We start from the raw sequence: 22,932 nt of genomic DNA, 5'->3' as shown, positions 1-22,932 counted from the left end.
GCGGATACTGGCCCCTATGGCTTACGACGATCTCCGCTCGCTGCTCCGGGCTCTGGAGCGGGAGGGCGACCTCAAGCGCATCAAGGCCGAAGTCGACCCCTATCTGGAGGTCGGTGAGATCGTCGACAGAGTCAACAAGGCCGGCGGCCCGGCGCTGCTGTTCGAGAACGTCAAGGGCTCGGACATGCCCCTGGCGATGAACGTCTTCGGCACCGACCGGCGGCTGCTGAAGGCCCTCGGCCTGAAGTCGTACGCCGAGATCAGCGAGAAGATCGGCGGGCTGCTGAAGCCGGAGCTCCCGCAGGGGTTCATCGGGGTCCGCGAGGCCTTCGGCAAGCTCGGCTCGATGGTGCACGTCCCGCCGAAGAAGGTGAAGGGCGAGTCCGCGCCCGTCCAGGAGGTCGTCCTCACCGGCGACGACGTGGACCTGGACCGGCTGCCGGCCCTCTTCACCTGGCCCAAGGACGGCGGCTCCTTCTTCAACCTGGGGCTGACCCACACCAAGCACCCGGAGACCGGGGTCCGCAACCTGGGCCTCTACCGCCTCCAGCGCCACGACAAGCGCACCATCGGCATGCACTGGCAGATCCACAAGGACAGCCGCAACCACTACGCGGTGGCCGCGGCCAAGGGCGAGCGGCTGCCGGTCGCCATCGCCTTCGGCTGCCCGCCGGCCGTCACCTACGCCTCCACCGCGCCGCTGCCCGGGGACATCGACGAGTACCTGTTCGCCGGGTTCGTGGCCGGCAAGCGGATCGAGATGGTCGACTGCAAGACCGTCCCGCTCCAGGTCCCGGCCAACGCCGAGGTGGTCATCGAGGGCTGGCTGGAGCCGGGGGAGATGCTCCCCGAGGGCCCGTTCGGCGACCACACCGGCTTCTACACCCCGCAGGAGCCGTTCCCCGCGCTGAAGATCGACTGCGTGACCATGCGCCGGCGCCCGCTGATCCAGTCGATCGTGGTCGGCCGGCCGCCGACCGAGGACGGGCCGCTGGGCCGCGCCACGGAACGCTTCTTCCTGCCGCTGCTGAAGATCATCGTGCCGGACATCGTGGACTACCACCTCCCCGAGTCGGGCGGCTTCCACAACTGCGCGATCGTCTCGATCGACAAGAAGTACCCCAAGCACGCGCAGAAGGTCATGCACGCCATCTGGGGCGCCCACATGATGTCGCTGACCAAGCTGATCGTCGTGGTGGACAAGGACTGCGACGTCCACGACCTGCACGAGGTGTCCTGGCGGGCCCTCGGCAACACCGACTACGCCCGGGACCTGACCGTGGTCGAGGGCCCGGTGGACCATCTGGACCACGCCTCCTACCAGCAGTTCTGGGGAGGCAAGGCGGGCATCGACGCGACGCGGAAACTCCCCGAGGAGGGCTACACCCGCGACGGCGGCTGGCCCGACATGGTGGAGTCCGACCCGGCGACCGCCGCCCTGGTGGACCGGCGCTGGAAGGAGTACGGACTGTGAGCGACCAGGTGAGCCCGATCGCGGCGAGCGGCCCCGAGCTGTTCATCGGGACCGACGAGACCTACGTGGCGCTGGTGCGCCCGCTGATCGACCCCGCCGACCCGGGGGTCCGGACGGCCGCCGAGCAGGCGGGGGTCAGCCCCGAGGAGTTCGCCGGCCCCGGAGACGTCTGGGCGCTGCTGCTGGGCGAGGCGGACGGCGAGGGCGACGGTTTCGAGCTGCCCGGTCTGCGGGACGCCGAGGCGGAGGACTTCGCCGAGCGGCTGGCGCTGGCGCTGGGCACCGGCGAGGCCTTCACGGTGGAGGCCGGCACGGTGTTCCGGCTGGACGCCGCCCCGGCCGGGGACGCGGGCTTCGCGTTCACCGCGTACGTGACCTCCCCCGAGGGGGAGGAGGCGGACCCCCTGACCGTCGACATCGGCGAGGTGGGGACCGCCGGGCTGCTGGCCGACCTGGCGGAGTTCCGGGAGGCCCTTCGATGACCTCGGCCGCCGAGGGGGTGCTGGGTTCGGGCCCGGCCCCGCAGGCTTCCGGGAAGGTGAAGGCCTTCCTGCGGCTGGTGATGATCGAGCACTCGGTCTTCGCGCTGCCCTTCGCCTACATCGCCGCGCTCACCGCGATGTTCACGGTGGACCGCAGCGTGCACTGGGTGCAGCTGCTGCTGGTGACCGTCTGCATGGTGGGTCTGCGGACCTTCGCGATGGCCGCGAACCGGATCATCGACCGGGAGATCGACGCCCGGAACCCGCGGACCGCGAACCGGGAGCTGGTGACCGGGGCGGTGTCGGTGCGGTCCGCCTGGACCGGGGCCGGGATCGCGCTGGCGGTGTTCCTGGGCGCGGCCGCGCTGCTGAACCCGCTGTGCCTGGCGCTGGCGCCGGTGGCGGTGGTGCCGATGGTGGTCTATCCGTACGGCAAGCGGTTCACGAACTACCCGCACGCCATCCTGGGCCTGGCGCAGGCCATGGGGCCGATCGGGGCCTGGCTGGCGGTGACCGGGGAGTGGTCCTGGGACGCGGTGCTGCTGGGGCTGGCGGTCGGGGTGTGGATCGGTGGTTTCGACCTGATCTTCGCCTGCCAGGACGTGGCGGCGGACCGGGCCGAGGGCGTGAAGTCGGTGCCGGCCCGGTTCGGGGTGCCGGCGGCGCTGTGGGGCGCGCGGGTCTGCCACGCGGTGACCACGGCCCTGCTGGCCTGGTACGCGCTGGCCACCGGGGCCGGGGTGCTGTTCTGGGCCGGTCTGGCGGTGGTCGTGGCGGCGTTCCTGTACGAGCACACGATCGTGAAGCCGCACGACCTGTCCCGGCTGAACCGGGCCTTCTTCACGGTGAACGGTTTCATCGGGATCGCGCTGTTCGCGTGCGCGCTGCTGGACCTGCTCACCCGGGGCCTGACCGTCTGAGCGGCCCACCGCCCGGGCCGCCCTCCGGGCGGCCGTCGGACCGTCCCGCCGGACGGCGCCCTGGGCGGGTGCCCCCCGGGGGTGGCCGGATAGGCTCGTCGCCATGAGTGACGGCAAGCGCACCCCGTGGGTGGTCGGTGTTTCCGGGGCGTCGGGGACGCCGTACGCGGCGGCGGTGCTGCGTGGTCTGCTGGCGGCCGGGGAGAGCGTGGACCTGGTGGTCAGCCGGGCCTCGCGGCTCACCCTGCTGGACGAGACCGGCATCGCCTTCCGGGACGCCCACTGGCGCGAGGACCTCGCGGAGTGGCTGGGCCGGGGGGCCGACGGGAAGCCGGGGACCTTCCGGAACCTGCCGCTCGACGAGGTGCGGTACTGGGGTGCGGGGGACCTGGCGGCCGGGCCGAGCTCGGGCTCGTATCCGGTGCGCGGGATGCTGATCGTGCCGGCCAGTACCGCCTGTGTGGCGGGGGTGGCGCTGGGGCTGTCGAAGGACCTGCTGCAGCGGGCGGCGAGCGTGATGCTCAAGGAGCGGCGCCGGCTGGTGGTCGCGGTGCGGGAGACCCCGCTGAACGGTCAGACGCTGAAGCATCTGGTGGCGCTGGACGAGGCGGGAGCCGTGGTGCTGCCCGCCTCTCCGGCGTTCTACGCGGGTGCGACGCACATCCAGGATCTCGTGGACTTCGTCGCGGGGCGGGTGCTGGACGCGGCAGGGGTGCCGCACCGGCTGTACCGCCGTTGGGAGGGGGAGATCGGTGGCTCCCGGCCTCGGGGTTAGCGCTTCTTGGCGGTGCGCGGCCGGGCGGACTTCTCGGCGCGCTGGGCGGCGAGGAGCTGCTGGTGGGCGCGGGATCGGTTGGCCTGCTCCTGAAGCTGTCGCATCTGGGCGTAGGCCATCTCGATCGTGAACACGGTGAACCACTCCTGAAGATCGTCAGATCGTCGTTGATCTGTTGAAAGATTCACAGGGTGTTGACCCTGTGCGCCTTTGATTCTATACGTAAACTTGCGGGATCGCCGAATAATGGAAGGCTCCAGAACATGGACGCGGTGGATAGGCAGCTCATCCAGGCACTCCGGGAGAACGGACGTGCCTCCTATGCGGAGCTGGGCCGGCTCGTGGGCCTCTCCGGCCCCAGCGTCACCGACCGGATCAACCGGCTGGAGACGGCCGGAGTGATCACCGGTTACCGGGCGACCGTGGACGCGGCCTCGCTCGGTCTCGGCGTGACGGCGCTGATCGGGATCTCGCTCTCCGACGCGGCCGACCACGAGGACGTGGCGCGGCGGCTGAAGGACCTCGCCGAGATCGAGGACTGCTGGTTCATCGCCGGCGACGACTCCTTCATGCTCAAGGTGCGGGCCAGCGACGTGGACGGTCTGGAGAAGATCATCCGCAAGCTCTCGGGCACCAAGGGCGTCTCCCGGACCCGCACCACGATCGTGCTCTCCACCAAGTGGGAGAACCGGGTCGGGGAACTGCCGGAGGAATCCTGAGAGTACGGTGGGGCGGGTTGCAGGACATCCAGAGGAGGCGACCGGTACATGGACGCGGGGCTCAAGCGTGAGCTGGAGGAGAAGGTCCGCTCCGGCGAGCGGCTGACCCGTGAGGACGGCATCGCCCTCTACGAGTCGGACGATCTGGCCTGGCTCGGCGGCCTCGCCCACGAGGTGCGGACGCGCAAGAACGGCGACGTCGTGCACTTCAACGTCAACCGCCACCTCAACATGACCAACGTGTGCACCGCGTCCTGCGCGTACTGCTCGTTCCAGCGGAAGCCGGGCGAGAAGGACGCGTACACGATGCGCATCGAGGAGGCCGTGCGCCTGGCCAAGGCCATGGAGAACGACAACCTCACCGAGCTGCACATCGTCAACGGTCTGCACCCGAACCTGCCGTGGCGCTACTACCCGCGCTCGCTCTCCGAGCTGAAGAAGGCGCTGCCCGAGGTCTCGCTGAAGGCCTTCACGGCCACCGAGATCCACCACTTCGAAACCATCTCCGGCCTCTCGGCGTCCGACATCCTGGACGAGCTGATCGAGGCGGGCCTGGAGTCGCTCACCGGCGGCGGCGCGGAGATCTTCGACTGGGAGGTCCGGCAGCACATCGTCGACCACCGCACCCACTGGGAGGACTGGTCGCGCATCCACCGGCTCGCGCACGAGAAGGGTCTGAAGACCCCGTGCACGATGCTCTACGGCCACATCGAGGAGCCGCGCCACCGCGTGGACCACGTGCTGCGGCTGCGCGAACTCCAGGACGAGACCGGCGGTTTCCAGGTCTTCATCCCGCTGCGGTACCAGCACGACTTCGTGGACATGAAGGACGGCAAGGTCCGCAACACGCTCCAGGCGCGCACCTCGATGGCCACCGGTGCCGAGGCCCTGAAGACCTTCGCGGTCTCCCGGCTGCTCTTCGACAACGTGCCGCACGTCAAGGTGTTCTGGGTGATGCACGGGGTGCAGACCGCCCAGCTGGCGCTCCAGCACGGGGCGGACGACATGGACGGCTCGGTGGTCGAGTACAAGATCACGCACGATGCCGACGACTACGGCACCCCGAACAAGCTGGGCCGTGAGGACCTCCTGGAACTGATCCGGGAGGCCGGCTTCCGCCCGGTCGAGCGGAATACCCGCTACGAGATCATCCGGGAGTACCCCGGCCCGGACGCCGGCCTCCGGGAGTCCCCGCAGCCGATGCGCGTCTGACGCCGCTCCGAGACTCGAAGTAAGCCCTGGCCCTCGCGGTCAGGGCTTACTTTTTTCTCTGGTGCATCCGGCAAGTAACGACTAATCTCCGTACATGACCCTTACTCCTCTGAGGTTCACCTTCGACCCGAAGGTCGACCGCGCGCTGCACGAAGGCATCCTCGACCTGTGGGTGGACGTCACCAACGCGGGCGGCGCCGTGGGCTTCGTCCCCCCGGTGGTCCAGGAGGACATCCGCCCGCAGCTGCTGCTGCAGCTCGCCGCCGTCGCCGAGGGGAGGACCCGCCTGCTGGTCGGCCACGACACCACCGGCCGGGTCGCCGCCACCGCGTTCCTCACCCTGAACCCGCACCGCCTCCAGACGCACTGGCTGTGGGTCTACACGGTGATGCTCCACCCCGGCCTCCAGGGCCGGGGCGAAGGCCGCGCGCTGATGGCCGCCGTCGCCGACGCGGCCCGCTCCGTCCCCGGCATCGAGGCCGTCCGCCTCACCTGCCGCGGCGGCGTCGGCCTGGAGCACTTCTACGCCGCCTGCGGCTACAAGGAGGTCGGCCGCGTCCCCGACGCCATCCGCGTCGCCCCCGGCGACGACCGCGACGACATCACCATGCTGCTGCCGTTGCACTAGAAGGCGAAGGGGGCGAAGGGTCTGATCTGTTCTTCGTCGAACCCCGGGCCCTTCTCCACGATGCCCCGGACGATCTCTCCGATGACCGGCAGGAACTTGAAGCCGTGGCCTCCGAGGCCGGTGGCGAGGACGACCTCCGGGTGCTGCGGGAGTTCTCCGATGACGAAGCGATCGTCGGGTGTCCGGGGATAGGTGCAGACCGTGGAACGCATCCGCCCTGCGGTCGCGCCGGGAAGATGGGTGCGCAGTAGTCCCGCGGCTGCTTCCGTCTCCTGGGAGGTGACGTCCCGTGACAGCCCGTCCGGGTCGCAGGGGGGTGAGTCGGCCCCGAGGACGCATTTGATGCCGCCCGCCCGACCGTCGACGGCCGGGAGTACGCCGAACCTCCCTTCCGGAGTGTCCCAGATGTGCACCGGGAAGCCGTCGGGCGCGAAGTGGTCGGCCGTGCGCGGCTGGAGTCCGAACCAGTGCTGCACCTGTCGACGGGGGCGTACGGGCAGTTCGGGGACGAGCTGGGACGACCACGAGCCGTTGCAGATGACCAGACGCGCGGCCCCGTAGTGCCCGTACCGGGTGCGCACCGTGATGCCGTACCGGCCCGGGCTCCAGTCCAGCACGGGCTCGAAGAACCGGAGGCGGGCTCCGTGCTCCTCGGCCATTCGGTAGTGGTGCGCGAGCACGTCCTCCGGCCGGACCCAGCCCCCTCTCGCGTCGAAACAGGCAATCGTTTCATCGGATACCGATGCGTTCGGTGACATCTTCCGGATGCCGTCGGCGTCGAGCTCGGAGTGTTCGATGCCGAAGCGTCGGGCGCAGGCGATGCTCCGGGCGGCCGCGCTGTCGGCGCCTCCCATGAACAGGACGCCGGACCGGTGGACGAGGGGGCCGCCGCATTGCAGGGCGAGTTCGTCCCAGAGTTCATGGGCGCGCAGGAGGAGCGGCATGAATTCGGGCCCCTCCGCATAGGCGCACCGGATGATTCGTGTGCCGCCATGGCTTGATCCCATGGAATTCGCCGGACCGAAGCGGTCGAGTCCCAGGACCCGGTAGCCGGCCTGCGCCAGATGCCGGACGGTGCTGCTGCCTGCTGCACCGAGGCCGGCGACCACGACATCGTAGTGGTCCACGAACGCACCTCCTCATTTCCGGGGAGTGGGGATTCGGAGGGGGTTGCTCGACGCGTAGAGCGGTTGGAGCCGGTGAAACCTTCGCCGTGCTTCGAAGTACTGCCACGGAACGTAGGCGTCGACCAGGGTGCGAGGGCCGGAGCGGGCGTCGAACCCGGTTCTTCCGTGGAGGATTCGGCCGTTCCGGAAGGCGAAGCAGTCACCGGGGCGCATACGAGTGCGCAGCTGGTAGGCGGGGTCCTTCAGATAGGAGAAGAATGACGCATAGGCTTCGTAGAACGCCTCCATCTCGTGCGCCGGGAGAGACCAGTTGCATGCGTGAGAGTGGGCGAAGAACACGCCTTCGACGGTGCCGTCCGGGTCGAGTTCTATGAGGGGCCGCACCCTGCGGAGGAGGTAGCGATGCGATGTGTCGTATTGCTGGAAGTTCACGCGGGTGCGGACGAGTCGCTCGAAATGTGCGGGTTGGGCGGTGCGGAAGTCCTCCGCGACCTTGAAGCCGTCGATCAGGACGGAGTCGCCGCCGGTGGCTTCGTGTTCGATGAAGAGCATGAACTGGAGGAGGGGCGGGATGTGCGTGTGCACGGAGAAGTCGGTGTGGGCACTGAGTGGATGCTCGGTCTCCGTCAGGTCCGTGGTTCCCGGCACCGCCCTCACCGTGAGGAAGCGCCCGAACTCGGTCTCGTACACAGGTCCTATGTTCGATATGAAGCGGTTCAAATCGTCCACGGTGACGTTGCGGAAGAAGGCGAATCCGTGCGCGGCCACATCGGCTGCCCATCCCTGAGCATCGGTCTCGCCGCCCCGCATCTCGTGCGCCGTGTACGTCGCACCCGTCCAGCTGTCCGCATCCCAGAGGATGCTGCGGTCCTCGTCCGCGCCGTCCGGCGGCGGATCATAGGAGTGAGCCAGAAGCCAGGGGACGGAGAAGACGCTCCGGTGTCCCGGCTCCTCGTCCCAGTCGATGACCAGGACGGACTCGTCGACACGGAAGCGTGCCGGGCTGGGGTCGCGCGGAAGGTCGGTCAGATCGACCAGCTTCTGGAAGCTGGCCGGGTCGCGGCAGGAACTGCACGGGCAGTTGTCCCGCAGCCAGACATGATGGAACCTGCAGCCGAGGACGTCGATCGTCCGTTCCGTCATCTCGCGCGCTCCTTCGCATCGACGCGGTTCAGGTGGTGATGAAGCCGGGGGATGGACTCGGCGCCTCCGCGAGCGCCGCTGAGATGACGGAGGAGATGGTGGCGGGAGTGGCTCGCCACTTCGGTTCGTACACTCCGGTCGGGCGCGTTGCCGAGCCGCCGGTGTAGACGGCGAGGATCCGCTGACCCGGGCCGATGACGGAGTGGTCGACCGCATCGATGGCTCCGGCGACCGAATAGAGACCGGCCCGTTCCCTGGGTTCACCGTCGGGGTCACGCGTGACCGCCATTCCCGCGCCTTCGACCATGGCGATGGCCCTGGATTCGAGGTCGCGGAAGGTCGCGTTGGTGAGCTGCCGCACGGTGCCCCCCGTGGACGCGCACAGCTTGCGCATGTCGTCCACCAGGTCCGGAGTCAGCGTCCTGCGGAAGAGAGTCGGTTCGATCATCGGGGCAGTGGACTCTTCTTCCCGCGCCCCCGTGACGGCACGGACATAGGGCGAAACCGCCTCCTGTTGGATTCCCAGGAACCGGGGCGTCCGCATGCCCGGACCGGGGGAGCCGAGGATCTCGTCGATGCCTCGGTAGAAGCCGAAGGGGCCGTAGGCACTGGAGACGGCCTGGACGTGCCAGTCCCAGGACCGGCCCAGAGCGGCCGCCGCGTCCCGCAGGAAGTACGCGCGCAGCTTGTTGCCCTCGTCCTGGTCCAGCAGGGTCGGCGCGACGGGCAGCCCGGACGCCTCGGCGTAGGTGCGCAGGGACGCCTTGATCTCTGCCTCCGCCGCTTCCATCTCGACGAACTGGACGGTCCCGCCGGCCGCCAGCTGGGGCAGTATGCGTCTTCGGGAGGTCCGGGGGTGCAGGATCACACAGCGGATGCCGAGGCGGCCGGCGTAGGTGGCCAAGGCGTTGGCGGTGTTCCCCGAACTCTGCGCGAGGATGGTTTCGTGGCCCCGGCGCAGGCATTCCGCGCTGGCGACACATGCCAGCCACGCCTTGAACGTGCCCGTGGTGTTCAGGGTGGAGAGGTCCAACAGGTCGATGTCGACCCCGCGATAGGCGGGCAGTTGCAGGATCCGTGCGCCCTCCCGCAGCGAGGACCGGCGTACGAACTGCTCTTCTGCACTCTTGAGATGGGTGGCGTACCGCAGCACGACACTGCCGTCCTGACGGTAGATCTCCATGTCAGTTCCCTTCCTCGTGAGGTGCGTCCGCTGTCTCGCGGGCGCCGATACGGGAGAGCAGGATGTCGTCCGGGGGTCCCGTGACATGCAGGGCGAGGGCGTCGCGGTAGTGCCTGCCGAGCGTGGCGTCGTGACCCGCGTATCCGGTTCCACCGCTGAGCATCGCCGTCGTACGGATGAGTTCCTGCAAGGTCGTCGTGCAGAACACCTTGGCCTCGTCGGCCGGGATCCCCGGAGCGGGGCCCGCCAGGTCCGCCCGGACGGCGCGCATGGCCGCCAGCCGGGTGGCCGCTTCGCCGACGCGCAGGCGGATGGCTCCCCGGACGTCCTCGGGACGGGTCGCCAACGTGTCCCGGACGATGTGCAGGGCCCGGGTGTAGACGGCGTCGGCACAGCCCAGCGCCCTGCTCGCGTAGTCGGCCGCCTCGCCTCCCGAACCGTCGAGCGCGGGCGTGATGTCGCACCGACGCCCGCCGAGGACGTCGCGGTCCGGGTCGACTGCGTGGTCCCGGAACTCGACCTCGGCGAGGGACACGCCCTTCAGACCTGGCCGTGGCAGTTCGTCACCGATGACGACGCCGGGGCGGTCGGGCTCCACCATGACGGCGTGAGCGGCGTTGTCGCCCCGCGCGATGGCGAAGATCAGGTCGGCGTGCCGGGCGTTGGTCACCCAGTTCTTCCTGCCGTTCAGGACGCCCCGGTCGCCGAGGAACTCGACCTTCGTCCGTAACCGGTGGGCCCCCTTGACCCCGTATTCCGCATTGGCTCGGGCATATATGTGCCGGCCCGCGGCGACGAGTGGCAGAAGCCGGTCCTTCTGCTCCTCCGTCCCGTATTGCGTGATGAGTTGGACGAGGCGGAGATGGGTGCCGACCAAGGCGGCCAGGGACAGCCAGCCGCGTGCGAGTTCATAGGTGATGTCGTGGATGTGCCGGGGCGACAGTTCCAAGCCGCCGTAGCTGCGGGGCACATTGGCGGCGGGAAGCCCCAATTCCCTGATACGGGTCACCAGCGCGTGCGGATAGGGGTCGTCACCGTGATCGGCCAAATGGCGCCGTACATCGGTGCCGACGAACGATCTGACCTCATCCATCAGGGACATGACGCGCCGCCTTCTCCGATGGGCTTGCGTGCGAGTACGAACGCGTAGCGGTGGGTGAACGGCAGGATGGGGCCGGGGTGCTCGGCATCGATCTCGGCCAGCCCGGAGGCGAGTTCGGCGTCGTCGAACTCGGAGAGGAAGGACAGGAAGCGCCCCTCGACCATCGCCATCCATGCCCGCTTGCCGATCGTCGCCGGACGGGACTCGTGGGTGAGCTCGGTGGCGAGTCCGGTCTCCGCGAGCATCGCTGCGATCTCGAACGGGTCGCAGGCGCAGCGGTCGAACCGCTCGATCGCCCCCGCGAACAGCGGGAAGTCCAGCCGCGTTGCCAGTGTCACGACCAGCAGCCGGCCACCGGGGGCCAGCAGGGCGGCGAGGTTGCGCAGGACGGCGGCACGGTCCGCGTCCGACACGTGGTGGATGACGTTCTTCACCAGGATGGCGTCGAAGCCTGCGAGGGGCAGCTCGGCCGACCCCTTCGCCAGATCTTCCAACGAGGCCCGCACGGGGACGAGCGCCGGGTCCTCGGGGAGCGCCGCGAGCATCCTCTCCGACGGGTCGACGCAGACGACCGTGCGGACCTGCCGGGCAAGGCGGCCGGCGTAGAGACCGGTGCCGCATCCGATATCGGCGACGCGTGCACGGGGCCGCGGCGCCAGTCGCTCGGAAATGCACGCGTACATCCAGGAGACGAATCCCGGGGAGAAGGTCCAATCCCTTCCGAACCTGTCGGCGAGGCGATCATAGTGGGCGGCCAAGTCGTCGGAGCTGAGGACCATCTCGGAACGTCTCCTTCACTGCGGAGCCCGTGCCTTTCACCTGCCCTGTCGGTTACCCGAGCCGGATCCGGCGCATTGTTGTGACAGGCGCTCGCTGAAACCTCGGAAGAAAAGGTGACGGCTATCGTAGGTCGCTCCGCGCACTGCGGAAATGAGTAGTCGGTACTCAGGTCGCCGTCTCGCCGCGCCGGGGCCGGGGGCCGGGGCGTCCGCCGGACCCCGCCCCCGGCGGCCCGGGGGCGGGGTCCGGCGTGCTTCACTGGGCGGGACGGACGATGTAGAGACATAAGGGGTCAGCGTGGCCGGCAAGTCGAACGCAGCCATTCGGTACACCGTGATGCGGCTGGGCATCTTCGTCGGGTGCTTCGCGGTGGTCTTCGCCCTCGTCCGGCTCCGCTGGGTGCCGGCCGGGCTCGGGGACGCCAACCTCGCCTGGGTGATGCTCCTGGCGATCGTGATCTCCGCGCCGCTGTCCTTCGTGCTGCTGCGCAAGCAGCGCGAGGCGATGAGCGTGCAGGTCGCCGGCGGCGTCGCCGGGGCCAAGCAGCGGCTCGCGGCGAACCGCAGCCAGGAGGACTAGGTTCCAGGAGGACCGGGTTCCGCTTCCGGTTAGCTTCATCACACAACGACCCGCCCCGGTGCCGGCAGATTCCGCCCCAGCACTGGGGCGGAGTGCGTTCCGGGCTGCTCGCGGGACCGCCGCACCCAAAGAACGCCTTTGAGAATCTCAAAGGATGAGTGTTAGCGTCCTTTACATGCCGACTACACCCGCGCCCCTCGAAGCCGTGAGCACCCCGCTCGTGGCGCGCCTGTATGTCGACCTCTGCCGCCGCGTGTCCGCGGCCTGTCGCCGCTGCTCCTGACCGGTTCCCGGTCCAGCCCCGCGCGACGGTGTCCCGGCCGGCCCTTCGGCTGCCGCACCGCAGAAGCGTGCCCTGTTCTTTTCCCGTGCGTCATACCCCGGAGTGTGTCCGTGTCCGCGTCCGTCACCACGACCCCCGAGGCCTCCGGGCCCAAGCGGTCGTTCAAGTTCCCCTTCTGGGCCCAGATCATCGCCGGTCTGGTGCTCGGCGTCCTGCTCGGCTGGCTGGCCCGCAGCCAGGACGTCAGCTGGCTGCAGACCACCCTGGAGCAGATCGGTGACATCTTCGTCCAGCTGCTGAAGCTGGCCGTGGCCCCGCTGGTCTTCTTCGCGATCCTGGTGTCGATCACCAATCTGCGGAAGGTCAACAACGCCGCCCGGCTGGCCGGCCAGACCCTGCTCTGGTTCATGATCACCTCGCTGATCGCGGTGGCCATCGGCATCGCCATCGGCCTGCTGACCAACCCCGGCGCCGGCACCGGCCTCACCCCGGCCGACGGCCAGCTGCCCAAGCGGACCGGCTCCTGGATCGACTTCCTCACCGGCATCGTGCCCACCGACATCATCACGCCGTTCACCGAGCTGAACGTGCTCCAGATCGTCTTCATGGCCGCCGTCGCCGGTATCGCCGCCCTTCAGCTCGGCGACAAGGCCCAGCCGGTGCTGAGCGTCGCCGAGTCCGTCCTGGAGCTGCTCCAGAAGGCCCTGTGGTGGGTCATCCGGCTCGCCCCGCTCGGCACGGTCGGTCTGATCGGCACCGCCATCGCCACCTACGGCTGGGAGCTCATCGGCAAGTACGCCACCTTCACCGCCGACGTCTACATCGGCTCGGCGCTCGTGATGTTCGGCGTGTACCCGCTGCTGCTGGCCACCGTGGCCAAGGTCAGCCCGCTCCAGTTCTTCAAGGGCGCCTGGCCCGCCATCCAGCTGGCCTTCGTCTCCCGCTCCTCGGTCGGCACCATGCCGGTCACCCAGAAGGTCACCGAGCGCCTCGGCGTTCCGAAGGAGTACGCCTCCTTCGCCGTGCCCTTCGGTGCCACCACCAAGATGGACGGCTGCGCCGCGATCTACCCGGCGCTCGCCGCGATCTTCATCGCGAACATCTTCGACGTGCAGCTGGGCATCAAGGAGTACCTGCTCATCGCCTTCGTCTCGGTGGTCGGCTCGGCCGCCACGGCCGGTCTGACCGGTGCCACGGTCATGCTCACCCTGACCCTGTCCACGCTGGGCCTGCCGCTGGCCGGTGTCGGCCTGCTGATGGCCATCGACCCGATCCTGGACATGATGCGCACCGCCACCAACGTGGCCGGGCAGGCACTGGTCCCGGTCGTGGTCGCGGCCCGCGAGGGGATCCTGGACAAGGAGGCGTACGCCAACGCCTCCGCCTCCCCGCTGGAGGACCGCGCCCCGGTCCCGGCCGTCGCCACCGCCGCCTGACCGTACGTCCGGCCGGTACGCCCCGCGCGTACCGGCCGGACGTACGCCCATCTCGGCCCCCGCCCCCGTCCGGGCGGGGGCCGCGGTGTTCCCCGGTGCTGATGGGTGGGTTCGGTAGGAGGTCTGTGCGGGGGGTGTTCAGGCGGGGTTACCGGTGCGTAGATTACCGGCGGTAACGCTACCTGGGGTGCGAGGAGGCCGCGATGGAACCCACGACGCACGGTACGGAGCCCACCAAAACGGTCGAAGGCGGGGTGGTGCGGGAGGTCTCGGTCCCCGCGCTGGCCTCCGTCCCGGTGACCGGATCGCTGGGGGACATCCCCTTCGAGAACGCCGAACGGGCCCCCGCCGAGGCGGTCCTCGCCCGCAAGCAGCCGGACGGCAGCTGGCAGGACGTCACCGCCGCCGAGTTCGCCGCCGAGGTCCTCGCCGTCGCCAAGGGCCTGGTCGCCGAAGGGCTCCGGCCCGGGGACCGGCTCGCCATCATGGCCCGCACCTCCTACGAGTGGACCCTGCTCGACTTCGCCGGCTGGGCCGCCGGACTCGTCACCGTCCCCGTCTACCCCACCTCCTCCGCCCTCCAGGCCCGCTGGATCATCCAGGACTCCGGCGCCGTCGCCTGCGTGGTCGAGGAGAAGGTCCAGGCCCGGATCATCAGCGCCGAACGCGGCAACCTGCCCGGACTGGTCCACCTGTGGGAACTCGACACCGGAGCCGTCGGACAGCTGATCAAGGCCGGGGCCGGGGTGCCCGACGAGGCCGTCCACGAACGCCGCCGCAGCCGCACCCCCGACTCCGTCGCCACCCTCGTCTACACCTCCGGCACCACCGGGACCCCCAAGGGCTGCGTCCTCACCCACGGCAACTTCTTCGCCGAGGTCGACAACGCCGTCGCCCTGCTCCACCCGGTCTTCGACTCGGTCAGCACCGACCCCGCCTCCACCCTCCTCTTCCTGCCGCTCTCGCACGTCTTCGGCCGGATGGTCGCCATCGGCTGCCTGCGCGCCCGGGTCAAACTCGGCCACGCCCAGAGCATCCGCACCGAGGACCTGCTCGCCGACCTGGCCGGCTTCCGGCCGACCTTCCTCCTCGCCATCCCCTACGTCCTGGAGAAGGTCTACAACACGGCCCGCGCCACCGCCGAGAACATGGGCCGCGCCTCCTCCTTCGACCGGGCCGCCCGCATCGCCCGCCGGTTCGGCGAGGCCGCCGGCGGCACCGGACGCACCCCCGGCATCGGCGCCCGCGCCGCCCGCGCCCTCTACGACCCCCTGGTCTACCGCCGCATCCGGGCCGCCCTCGGCGGCCGCGTCCGGTACGTCATCAGCGGCGGATCCCCGCTCGGACACCGGCTCTCCGCCTTCTACAACGGCGCCGGGATCGAGGTGTTCGAGGGCTACGGACTGACCGAGACCACCGGCGCCAGCACCGTCACCCCGCCCCTGCGGCCCCGCCTGGGCACCGTCGGCTGGCCGCTCCCCGGCAGCGCGGTCCGCATCGCCGAGGACGGCGAGGTGCTGCTGTACGGCCGGCACGTCTTCGCCGGCTACTGGAACGACCCGCAGCCCATGCCCCCCGGCCACTGGCTCGCCACCGGGGACATCGGCACCCTCGACGCGGACGGCTACCTCAGCATCACCGGCCGCAAGAAGGACCTGATCATCACCTCCGGCGGCAAGAACGTGGCCCCCGCCCCGCTGGAGGACTGGCTGCGCGCCCACCCGCTGGTCGGCCAGTGCCTGGTGGTCGGCGACAACCGGCCCTACGTCACCGCCCTGATCACCCTCGAACCGGACGGGCTGGCCCACTGGCGGCAGATGCACCGCAAGCAGCGGACCCCGGTCGCCGAGCTCGTCCGCGACCCGGAACTGCTCGCCGACCTCCAGCGGGCCGTGGACGAGGCCAACCGGCTCGTCTCGCGCGCCGAGTCCATCCGCCGGTTCGCCGTGCTGCCCGGGGACTTCACCGAGGAGCGGGGGCACCTCACCCCCTCCCTCAAACTCCGCCGGGACGCCATCGGGCGCGACCACGCGCGGGAGATCGAGGAGCTGTACCGGAGCTGACCGCCTAAGGTGGTCTGGGCCGGGGGAACCTCCTGGGAGGGACCGTGAGCCGTTCCCGAACCCCCGCGACCCGGGCCTCCGCGAGCCGCGGTGCGGCAGCCGGCCGTGGTGCGGCCGGGGCCCGTGGTGCCGCCGGGACCGTGGCCGCGGCCGTGGTCCTCGGCCTGGGCTGTGCGCTGCTGCCCGGCGCCGCCCCCGCCGCCCGGGCCGCCCCCGGGCCGCCGCGGATCGACTGGACCGCGGACTGCCCCGAGCGGCCGGTCCCCGAGGACATGCGCTGCGGCACCCTCACCGTGCCCCTGGACACCGCCGACCCCGCCAAGGGCACCCTGGACCTGGCCCTCGCCCGGCTGCCCGCCACCGGATCCAAACGGCTGGGCTCCCTGGTCCTCAACTTCGGCGGCCCCGGCGGCCCCGGCATCGCCACCCTCGCCGCCGGCGGCGACCGGTTCGGCGAGCTCCGCAAGCACTACGACCTGGTCACCTTCGACCCCCGAGGGGTCGGGCACAGCGCACCGGTCAGCTGCGGCGGCTCCATGGACCCCGACGGCCCGGTCGGCGAGGACACCGCCTCCCAGCTGGCCGCCCTGCGCGCCCTGGCCGCGCGCTGCGCCCGGCACTCCGGCCCGGTCCTCCCGTACATCGGGACCGTGCACGTGGCCGAGGACCTGGAACTGGTCCGGCAGGCCCTCGGCGACCGCAAGCTCACCTACCTCGGGTTCTCCTACGGCACCCGGCTCGGCGCCGTCTACGCCGCCCGGCACCCGGACCGGACCGGCCGGATGGTCCTCGACGGGGTCGACACCCTCGCCGAGGGCCTCACCGAACAGGCCCTGGTCTCGGCCAAGGGCCAGCAGCAGGCCCTGGACAACTTCCTGACCTGGTGCGCCCACCAACCGGACTGCGTGTACGGGACGAACACCCGCACCGCCAAGGAGCGGGTCGCCGACCTGGTGGCCCGGCTCGACGCCCGCCCGCTGATCGGTGAGGACGGCTCGCCGTTCACCGGACAGGACGTGGTCGGCGCCCTCTCCACGGCCCTCTACTCCACCGACCGCCGGCCCGACCTGGCCCGCGGACTGCGGCTCCTGGAACGGGACGAGGACCCGAGCGGACTGCTGGCCATCGGCGGGCCCGACCGGCCCGCCCCCGCCGACCCTCCCGGGCCCGGCCCCGACCCGGTGCCGCCCGACAACGCCCCGGCCGCGCTGGTCGCCGTCAACTGCGCCGACGACCCCGACCGGACCGGCGACCGGGCCCCGCCGGAGGCCGTCGACGGGCGGCTGGAGGCCCTCGGCTCGGAGTTCCGCGCCGCCTCCCGGATCTTCGGTCCGGGCCAGCTGATGACCGTCCTCGCCTGCTACGGGCGCCCGCCGGGCACCGACTTCATCCGGCGGATCGACCGCCCGGCCGGCATCCCCCGGATGCTGCTGGTCGGCACCCGGGGGGATCCGGCCACCCCCTACGAGTGGACCGAGGAGACCGCCCGGCGGCTGGGCTCCGCCGTGGTCCTGGACCACAAGGGCGACGGGCACACCGGCTACGCCGGCTCCGCCTGTGTGCGGGGCCGGGTGGACGAGTTCCTGCTCCACGGCCGGCTCCCGCCCGGCACCCTCTCCTGTCCCGCCGGGGAGTGAGCCCGGCGGGACCGGGTCAGCAGTTGCCCGAGGCCGGCCGCCCGGCGAACCGGTCGGCCATCCAGTTCTGCGCCTCGAAGGCCTCGGTGATCACCCCGCTGACGTGCTCGCCGACCCAGATGGTCTCCCACTTCACGGTGGCCCCCCGCGCACACCAGTCCTGCCGCAGCTGCCGGCCCACCGCGTACGGGATCAGCTCGTCGGCGAGCGCGTGGTACTGGTACACCGGCGCGGCCGGGGCGGTGCGGCCCAGCTTCGACTGGTCCAGCCGGGCCTGCCAGTCCGGCCGGCCCAGCGGATCGGTGGTGGTGAGGTCGGAGATCCGCTTGAACGACCCGACGACCGCGTCGACGGCCACGCAGTTGTTCCGCAGGTAGTCGACCAGCACCCGGCCGGCCGGGTTCAGATAGGAGTCCAGGTCCAGTTCGGGGAAGGCCGCATCCTGCCCGGCCGCCGCCATGAAGATCAGACCGGAGCCGAAGGAGCCGTCGTTGGCCCGGGCCACCCTCATCAGATCGGCCGGCACCCCGCCGGTCGCGGTCCCCTTCACCTTCAGCTCCGGCGCGTACCCGCCCTGGAGCTCGGCGGCCCAGCCGGCCGCCTGACCGCCCTGCGAGTAGCCCATGATGCCCACCGGTCCGTCGGCCGACAGCCCGGCCCCCGGCAGCCGTTGGGCGGCCCGCGCCGCGTCCAGCATGGCGTGGCCGGCCGAGCGGCCGACGGTGTACGTGTGGGTGCCGGGGGTGCCCAGCCCCTCGTAGTCGGTGACGACCACGGCCCAGCCGCGCCAGGTCAGCTGCTGGATCAGATTGGCCTCCAGACCCGTCCCGTACGGGAAGTTGGCGCTGGGGGCGCAGGAGTCGCCGAGGCCGACGGTCCCGACGGCGTAGGTGATCAGCGGGCGCGGACCGGTCCGGCCGTCCTGCGGGACGATCACCGTGCCGGAGACGGTGTCGGGGGCGCCGTCGGCGGTGGTCGAACGGTAGAGGATCTTCCAGGCCCGGGTGTTGGTGGGCTGCCCGGGCAGCGGGTGGAAGGCGGACGGCGCACTGCTGACGAGGTCTCCGGGCGCGTTCGCCGCCGCGGCGGCGGTGGTGCCGGTGGCGGTGCCGGTCGAGTCGGCGGAGGCGGCGGGGATGGCGGCCGAGACGGCCAGGGCGGCCACGGCGGCCAGGACGGTGCTGCGGATACGCATACGCATGGGGCGGCTCTCCCAACGTCCTTGTGGGGGTGGACAGGTGAGGAGACGGTACTGACCGACCGGTCGGCACGGCGCTGACCGCGCAGCTCACCTTTGCCGGCCGGGCCGCTCAACCGGGCCGCTCGACCGGGCGGCCCGGAACCGGTCAGACCGGCGGCCGGTCCCGGAGCAGCCGGTAGGCCCCCGGGGTGGTGCCGGTCCAGCGGCGGAAGGCCCGGTGGAAGGCGGTGTCCTCGGAGAACCCCAGCCGGGCCGCCAGCTCCGCGATCGGCTCCCCGCTCTCGGCCAGCCCGGCGATCGCCGCGTCCCGCCGCACATGGTCCTTGAGCTCCTGGAAGGAGGTCCCCTCCTGCCGCAGCCGGCGCCGCAGGGTGGCCGGGGACACCGCCAGCCGGGCGGCCACCTCGCCCAGCTCCGGCAGCCGGGGCGAGGCCCGCAACTGCTGCGCCAGCGCCCGCCGCACCTGCTCGGCCACCGTGGTCCCGTACTCCGGGCGGGACAGCAGGTCGAAGGGGGCCCGGCGGAGCATCGCGTCGAGCGCGGCCTCGTCCCGCACCAGCGGGGCGGACAGCCAGCGGGCGTCGAACACCGCCCCGGTCCAGTCCTGCCCGAACCGCACCGGGCAGTCGAAGAGCACCGCGTACTCCTCCGCGTGCGGGGGCGGCGGATACGCGAACGCGGTGTGTTCCAGCGGGATCCGGCGGCCGATCAGCCAGCTGCACAGCCGGTGCCAGATCGCCAGCAGGCACTCCGTCAGGAACCGCTCCCCGTCCGGGGCGAGATCGTCCCGGACGGCGAACCGGGCCTCGCCCCCGGACACCTCCAGCAGCAGGTCCGGGCCGCCCGGGAACAGCCCGTAGAACGCCGCCCCGCGCCGCATCGCCGCCTCCAGGTCCCGGCAGCCCAGCGAGGCGTGGCACATCATCGCGAAGGTCCCCGGCCGGCTGGGCGGACCGCTGCTCAGCCCCAGGAACTCGTCCTGGGTGGTCCGGTACAGGGCCCGGAACAGCCGGGCGAACTGGGCCGGGGTGATCCGCGCCCGGTCGTCGCCCAGCAGCAGCGGCGGGATCTGCGCCTCCTGGAGCAGCGGCACGGTGTCGATGCCGCGGCGCCGCGCCCCCGCGAGCACGGCACGGACCTGGTGCACGGTGATCGTCCGCCTCCCCATGGCTGTGACGGTAGCCGGATTGAGCGCTGCGGTCAGCGGTGATGACGCTTCCGGTCATGGGCCGGGCCGCCGGGGCCTCCCTACCGTCGGGGGGCCACCGATCCCCGGTGGCCGATCCCCTGGAGGGCCGCGATGGACGAACGGCCGGACACCCTGGCGGTGTTCACCCGATGGGCCGCGCACCGCCACGGACCGCGGACCGCCCTGCGGTACCGCCGCGACGGCGGCTGGCGGACCCGGACCTACCACGCGCTCGACGCCTCGGCCACCGCCGTGGCCGCCGGGCTGATCGGGCTGGGGGTGGCGGCGGGCGAACGGGTGGCGGTGCTGGCCGAGACCCGCCCGGAGTGGACGTACGCGCACTTCGGGGTGCTGGCGGCGGGCGCCGTGCTGGTCCCGGTCTACCCGACGGCGGGGGAGGAGGAGCTCGCCTGGGTGCTGGCGGACTCCGGCGCGGTCCTGGTGGTCTGCGAGGACGCGGCCCAGGAGGCCCGGGTGGCGGAGCTCAGGGCGGCCGGCCGGCTGCCGGAGCTCCGCCGGACGGTCCGGATGGACGCCCCGCCGTACGGTGGCCCGGACGGCCCGGACGGCCCGGACGGCCCGGACGGCCCGGACGGCCCGGGCACGACGGACGACCGGGCGGACGATCGGGCGGGCGGCGCGGAGGCGGCCGCCGTCGGGGCGGTCCGGGCGCGGGCGGCGGCCGTCCGGCCGGACGACGACGCGGCCTTCGTCTACACCTCCGGCACCACCGGCCTGCCGAAGGGCTGCCGGCTGACCCACGGCAACCTCGGCGCCGTCCAGGACGCCACTCTCCCGCTGGTCGGCGGCGGCCCCGGCGACTCCACGTACCTCTACCTCCCGCTGGCCCATCTGCTCGCCCAGCTCATCCAGTTCACCACCCTGCTCCAGGGCGCTGAGCTCTGCTACTTCGGCGGCCGGATCGAGGACGTGGTGGCCGAGCTGGCGGAGGCCCGCCCCACCCATCTGCCGTCCGTGCCCAGGCTGTTCGAGAAACTGCACGCGGTGGTGCTGTCCCTGGCCGAGGCGGCCGGGCCGGACCCGGCGGGCGGGCCGGCCGGGACCGGAGCGGACGGCCGGGCCCGGTTCGAGGAGGCCGTCCGGCTGGGGGTGCTCGCCGCCGAGGGCCGGCTCCCGGAAGCGGACCGGCCCGCCTGGGAGGCGGCGGACGCCACGCTCTACGGCCCGGTCCGGGCGGCCCTGGGCGGCCGGCTGCGCTGGGCCCTCACCGGCGGCGCCCCGATCGCCCCGGCCACCCTGGACTTCCTGCGGGCCTGCGGGATCGCGGTGTTCGAGGGGTACGGGATGACCGAGTCGGCCGGGGTGATCTCCCTGAACCACCCGGGCGCGGTCCGCCCCGGCACGGTCGGCCGACCGGTGGCCGGCTGCGAGGTGCGGATCGCCGAGGACGGCGAGATCCTGGCCCGCGGCCCGATGGTCTTCCCCGGCTACCACCGGGACCCGGGGGCCACGGCCGGGGCGCTGGACGGCGCGGGCTGGCTGCACACCGGGGACCTCGGGGCCCTCGACCCGGACGGCTACCTCTCGGTCACCGGCCGCAAGAAGGAACTGATCATCACCTCCGCGGGCAAGAACATCACCCCGACGGAGGCCGAGTTCGCCCTCCAGCGGAGCCGGTTCGTCAGCCGGGCGGTGCTGGTCGGCGACCGCCGCCCCTATCCGGTGGCCCTGATCGTGCTGGACCCGGCGGAGACGGCGGCCTGGGCCCGCCGGGAGGGGCGCGCCCCCGGCCCGGACGGCTCCCCGGCCGCCGACCCGGCGGTCCGCGCGCTGATCGCCGGGGTGGTGGCGGAGACCAACGAGGGCCTGTCCCGGCCGGCCCGGATCCGGGCCTTCCACCTCCTGGACGAGGACTTCACGGTGGAGTCGGGGGAGCTGACCCCCACCCTGAAGCTCCGCCGGGCGGCGGTCGCCGACCGCTATGCCGAGGAGATCGCCGCCCTCTACGCCGCGGCCCCGCCGGTCAGCCCTTCAGGGTCTCCGTCACCAGGGCGCGGAACGCGGACGGACTGATGGACTCGATGCCCCGGCCGGAGACCACGTTCAGCGTGCGGCCGTCGAGGGTGACCTCCGGGGTGCCCGTCTTGTGCTGCTCGTAGAACTGCCGCGACACCTTCTCCACCCACGGCAGGTAGGTGAGTTCCTTCACCGACCGGTTGAACTCCGCCGTCCGCAGGCCCGGAACCTGACCGGCCAGGTCGAGGAGGGTGGCGGTGGAGCCGAACCGGTCCTCGGACTCGTTCTCCGGGATGTTCCGGTAGAGGACCTGGAGGTAGGCGAGGAACTTCTCCGGGCTCTCGTTGACGGCCGCGCCCAGGGCGTTGACGGCCCGCTTGGAGCCCTTGCCGCCCAGGGAGCCGTCCAGGAACGTGGCGAAGTGGTACTCGATCCGGTAGGTGCCGGCGTCGGCCTGCTCCTTGAAGGTGGCGCCGAGGCCCTGTTCCACGCCCGCGCAGAACGGGCAGCGCGGGTCCACCCAGACGGACAGGACGTTCCTGGCGTCGGGCCTGCCGTAGGGGACGACCACCCCGTCCGGGCCGGTGGTGTGGGCGGGCCGGACGAAGGGCCGGGCGGCGGCCGCGGCGTCCGGCCCTTCGTCCGTGCCGCCGGAGCCGTTCAGATACAGGCCGGTGCCGGCCGCGACGGCCAGGACGGCCAGCAGTGCGCCGCCCACGGTCAGCCGGCCGCGCAGCCGTGCCCGCCGGGCCTCCGCCTCGCGTTCCGCCAGCAGTCGGGCGCGTGCCTCGCGGCGCTGGTCCTTCTTGGCCATGGGGTCCTTCCGGTGAACTCGCCCCGAATTCCCCCTGGAGGAAGCCTAAAGACCAATGAGCGGAAATAGGGGGTCTATTGGTCATTACGGACAAGGGCGAAGGTCCTGTCTCCCGAAGGGAGGGCCTACTGCGTCACAAAGGGGCGGAGGACGGCGAGTCGGGTCCGGATACCTGATAAACAGTGGATATTCACAGCCGTCTTGGGGG

21 protein-coding genes are annotated in these 22,932 nt (G+C 71.5%); 12 read left to right on the top strand and 9 right to left on the bottom strand.

Annotated features, from left to right (window positions below):
• The first annotated feature begins 16 nt into the window (after positions 1 to 16).
• The 4 genes from ACZ50K_RS25445 to ACZ50K_RS25430 all read left to right on the top strand — a co-directional run bounded on the left by ACZ50K_RS25445 (position 17) and on the right by ACZ50K_RS25430 (position 3,651).
• Positions 17 to 1,474, top strand: coding sequence for a menaquinone biosynthesis decarboxylase (locus ACZ50K_RS25445; protein WP_468907155.1), 1,458 nt, complete (start codon positions 17 to 19; stop codon positions 1,472 to 1,474).
• A complete protein-coding gene (locus ACZ50K_RS25440) occupies positions 1,471 to 1,956 on the top strand; it encodes a hypothetical protein (protein ID WP_468907152.1) in 486 nt (161 codons plus the stop codon). Before ACZ50K_RS25445 ends, ACZ50K_RS25440 begins: the two co-directional genes overlap by 4 nt.
• The gene (gene mqnP, locus ACZ50K_RS25435; RefSeq protein WP_468907149.1) at positions 1,953 to 2,876 is read left to right on the top strand and encodes a menaquinone biosynthesis prenyltransferase MqnP; all 924 of its coding nucleotides are present in this window, start codon (positions 1,953 to 1,955) and stop codon (positions 2,874 to 2,876) included. Before ACZ50K_RS25440 ends, mqnP begins: the two co-directional genes overlap by 4 nt.
• A 103-nt stretch (positions 2,877 to 2,979) precedes the next feature.
• Positions 2,980 to 3,651 carry a UbiX family flavin prenyltransferase gene (locus ACZ50K_RS25430; RefSeq protein WP_468907146.1) on the top strand — a complete coding sequence of 224 codons (672 nt, stop codon included), beginning with the start codon at positions 2,980 to 2,982 and terminating at the stop codon, positions 3,649 to 3,651.
• On the opposite strand, the gene ACZ50K_RS25425 is transcribed toward ACZ50K_RS25430, so the two are convergent.
• Positions 3,648 to 3,785 (bottom strand): hypothetical protein, encoded by a 138-nt coding sequence (locus tag ACZ50K_RS25425; protein WP_468907279.1) that lies wholly within the window; start codon positions 3,783 to 3,785, stop codon positions 3,648 to 3,650. The two genes, ACZ50K_RS25430 and ACZ50K_RS25425, sit on opposite strands and share 4 nt — an antisense overlap.
• 129 nt (positions 3,786 to 3,914) lie before the next feature.
• Between ACZ50K_RS25425 and ACZ50K_RS25420 the strand changes: the two genes are divergently transcribed.
• From ACZ50K_RS25420 to ACZ50K_RS25410, 3 genes are all read left to right on the top strand, one after another.
• Positions 3,915 to 4,370: an Lrp/AsnC family transcriptional regulator gene (locus ACZ50K_RS25420; RefSeq protein WP_468907143.1), complete on the top strand. Its 456-nt coding sequence runs from the start codon at positions 3,915 to 3,917 to the stop codon at positions 4,368 to 4,370.
• 48 nt (positions 4,371 to 4,418) lie between these two features.
• A complete protein-coding gene (gene mqnE, locus ACZ50K_RS25415; RefSeq protein ID WP_468907140.1) occupies positions 4,419 to 5,582 on the top strand; it encodes an aminofutalosine synthase MqnE in 1,164 nt (387 codons plus the stop codon).
• A 94-nt stretch (positions 5,583 to 5,676) separates the two neighbouring features.
• Positions 5,677 to 6,210 carry a GNAT family N-acetyltransferase gene (locus ACZ50K_RS25410; protein ID WP_468907137.1) on the top strand — a complete coding sequence of 178 codons (534 nt, stop codon included), beginning with the start codon at positions 5,677 to 5,679 and terminating at the stop codon, positions 6,208 to 6,210.
• On the opposite strand, the gene solA is transcribed toward ACZ50K_RS25410, so the two are convergent.
• From solA to ACZ50K_RS25385, 5 genes are read right to left on the bottom strand one after another with little or no spacing between them, the layout of a single operon-like run.
• Positions 6,207 to 7,337, bottom strand: a complete 1,131-nt coding sequence (gene solA / locus ACZ50K_RS25405; protein ID WP_468907134.1) for an N-methyl-L-tryptophan oxidase — start codon at positions 7,335 to 7,337, stop codon at positions 6,207 to 6,209. The two genes, ACZ50K_RS25410 and solA, sit on opposite strands and share 4 nt — an antisense overlap.
• 12 nt (positions 7,338 to 7,349) lie before the next feature.
• On the bottom strand, positions 7,350 to 8,480 hold the full coding sequence (locus tag ACZ50K_RS25400; RefSeq protein ID WP_468907131.1) for a TauD/TfdA family dioxygenase: 1,131 nt from the start codon (positions 8,478 to 8,480) through the stop codon (positions 7,350 to 7,352).
• 28 nt (positions 8,481 to 8,508) lie between these two features.
• Entirely contained in the window at positions 8,509 to 9,663 is a 1,155-nt protein-coding gene (locus ACZ50K_RS25395) for a threonine synthase (RefSeq protein ID WP_468907128.1), read from the bottom strand.
• Between the two features lies 1 nt (position 9,664).
• A complete protein-coding gene (locus ACZ50K_RS25390; RefSeq protein WP_468907125.1) occupies positions 9,665 to 10,765 on the bottom strand; it encodes an acyl-CoA dehydrogenase family protein in 1,101 nt (366 codons plus the stop codon).
• Positions 10,756 to 11,544: a class I SAM-dependent methyltransferase gene (locus tag ACZ50K_RS25385; protein WP_468907122.1), complete on the bottom strand. Its 789-nt coding sequence runs from the start codon at positions 11,542 to 11,544 to the stop codon at positions 10,756 to 10,758. The genes ACZ50K_RS25390 and ACZ50K_RS25385 overlap by 10 nt, the downstream gene beginning before the upstream one ends.
• A gap of 298 nt (positions 11,545 to 11,842) precedes the next feature.
• Between ACZ50K_RS25385 and ACZ50K_RS25380 the strand changes: the two genes are divergently transcribed.
• The 4 genes from ACZ50K_RS25380 to ACZ50K_RS25365 all read left to right on the top strand — a co-directional run bounded on the left by ACZ50K_RS25380 (position 11,843) and on the right by ACZ50K_RS25365 (position 17,543).
• The gene (locus tag ACZ50K_RS25380; protein WP_468907119.1) at positions 11,843 to 12,124 is read left to right on the top strand and encodes a DUF4229 domain-containing protein; all 282 of its coding nucleotides are present in this window, start codon (positions 11,843 to 11,845) and stop codon (positions 12,122 to 12,124) included.
• 393 nt (positions 12,125 to 12,517) lie between these two features.
• Positions 12,518 to 13,843 (top strand): dicarboxylate/amino acid:cation symporter, encoded by a 1,326-nt coding sequence (locus ACZ50K_RS25375; RefSeq protein ID WP_468907116.1) that lies wholly within the window; start codon positions 12,518 to 12,520, stop codon positions 13,841 to 13,843.
• 203 nt (positions 13,844 to 14,046) lie between these two features.
• A complete protein-coding gene (locus ACZ50K_RS25370) occupies positions 14,047 to 15,906 on the top strand; it encodes an AMP-dependent synthetase/ligase (RefSeq protein WP_468907113.1) in 1,860 nt (619 codons plus the stop codon).
• Between the two features lie 44 nt (positions 15,907 to 15,950).
• Positions 15,951 to 17,543, top strand: coding sequence for an alpha/beta hydrolase (locus ACZ50K_RS25365; RefSeq protein WP_468907110.1), 1,593 nt, complete (start codon positions 15,951 to 15,953; stop codon positions 17,541 to 17,543).
• 16 nt (positions 17,544 to 17,559) lie between these two features.
• On the opposite strand, the gene ACZ50K_RS25360 is transcribed toward ACZ50K_RS25365, so the two are convergent.
• Together ACZ50K_RS25360 and ACZ50K_RS25355 are read right to left on the bottom strand one after the other, a co-directional pair.
• Positions 17,560 to 18,738 carry a lipase family protein gene (locus ACZ50K_RS25360; RefSeq protein ID WP_468907267.1) on the bottom strand — a complete coding sequence of 393 codons (1,179 nt, stop codon included), beginning with the start codon at positions 18,736 to 18,738 and terminating at the stop codon, positions 17,560 to 17,562.
• A 151-nt stretch (positions 18,739 to 18,889) separates the two neighbouring features.
• Positions 18,890 to 19,912: an AraC family transcriptional regulator gene (locus ACZ50K_RS25355; RefSeq protein ID WP_468907107.1), complete on the bottom strand. Its 1,023-nt coding sequence runs from the start codon at positions 19,910 to 19,912 to the stop codon at positions 18,890 to 18,892.
• A gap of 132 nt (positions 19,913 to 20,044) precedes the next feature.
• Here ACZ50K_RS25355 and ACZ50K_RS25350 point away from each other — a divergent pair, with 132 nt between their 5' ends.
• Positions 20,045 to 21,967, top strand: a complete 1,923-nt coding sequence (locus tag ACZ50K_RS25350) for an AMP-dependent synthetase/ligase (protein WP_468907105.1) — start codon at positions 20,045 to 20,047, stop codon at positions 21,965 to 21,967.
• Here ACZ50K_RS25350 and ACZ50K_RS25345 read toward each other — a convergent pair.
• Complete coding sequence (locus ACZ50K_RS25345; RefSeq protein ID WP_468907102.1) at positions 21,918 to 22,724, bottom strand: thioredoxin domain-containing protein; 807 nt, start codon at positions 22,722 to 22,724, stop codon at positions 21,918 to 21,920. The genes ACZ50K_RS25350 and ACZ50K_RS25345 overlap by 50 nt on opposite strands.
• Between the last annotated feature and the right edge of the window lie 208 nt (positions 22,725 to 22,932).

The organism is Streptomyces sp. NPDC033845, from assembly GCF_055576225.1.
Note: the sequence above shows the minus strand (reverse complement) of the source record. Positions and strands in the feature narration are given on the sequence as shown.

Excerpts from the sequence above, each read along its gene's own strand:
- ACZ50K_RS25445 (WP_468907155.1), top strand. The coding sequence starts at position 17 with ATGGCTTACGACGATCTCCGCTCGCTGCTCCGGGCTCTGGAGCGGGAG.
- mqnP (WP_468907149.1), top strand. The coding sequence starts at position 1,953 with ATGACCTCGGCCGCCGAGGGGGTGCTGGGTTCGGGCCCGGCCCCGCAG.
- ACZ50K_RS25430 (WP_468907146.1), top strand. The coding sequence starts at position 2,980 with ATGAGTGACGGCAAGCGCACCCCGTGGGTGGTCGGTGTTTCCGGGGCG.
- ACZ50K_RS25420 (WP_468907143.1), top strand. The coding sequence starts at position 3,915 with ATGGACGCGGTGGATAGGCAGCTCATCCAGGCACTCCGGGAGAACGGA.
- mqnE (WP_468907140.1), top strand. The coding sequence starts at position 4,419 with ATGGACGCGGGGCTCAAGCGTGAGCTGGAGGAGAAGGTCCGCTCCGGC.
- ACZ50K_RS25410 (WP_468907137.1), top strand. The coding sequence starts at position 5,677 with ATGACCCTTACTCCTCTGAGGTTCACCTTCGACCCGAAGGTCGACCGC.
- ACZ50K_RS25400 (WP_468907131.1), bottom strand. The coding sequence starts at position 8,480 with ATGACGGAACGGACGATCGACGTCCTCGGCTGCAGGTTCCATCATGTC.
- ACZ50K_RS25395 (WP_468907128.1), bottom strand. The coding sequence starts at position 9,663 with ATGGAGATCTACCGTCAGGACGGCAGTGTCGTGCTGCGGTACGCCACC.
- ACZ50K_RS25390 (WP_468907125.1), bottom strand. The coding sequence starts at position 10,765 with ATGTCCCTGATGGATGAGGTCAGATCGTTCGTCGGCACCGATGTACGG.
- ACZ50K_RS25385 (WP_468907122.1), bottom strand. The coding sequence starts at position 11,544 with ATGGTCCTCAGCTCCGACGACTTGGCCGCCCACTATGATCGCCTCGCC.
- ACZ50K_RS25370 (WP_468907113.1), top strand. The coding sequence starts at position 14,047 with ATGGAACCCACGACGCACGGTACGGAGCCCACCAAAACGGTCGAAGGC.
- ACZ50K_RS25360 (WP_468907267.1), bottom strand. The coding sequence starts at position 18,738 with ATGCGTATCCGCAGCACCGTCCTGGCCGCCGTGGCCGCCCTGGCCGTC.
- ACZ50K_RS25355 (WP_468907107.1), bottom strand. The coding sequence starts at position 19,912 with ATGGGGAGGCGGACGATCACCGTGCACCAGGTCCGTGCCGTGCTCGCG.
- ACZ50K_RS25350 (WP_468907105.1), top strand. The coding sequence starts at position 20,045 with ATGGACGAACGGCCGGACACCCTGGCGGTGTTCACCCGATGGGCCGCG.
- ACZ50K_RS25345 (WP_468907102.1), bottom strand. The coding sequence starts at position 22,724 with ATGGCCAAGAAGGACCAGCGCCGCGAGGCACGCGCCCGACTGCTGGCG.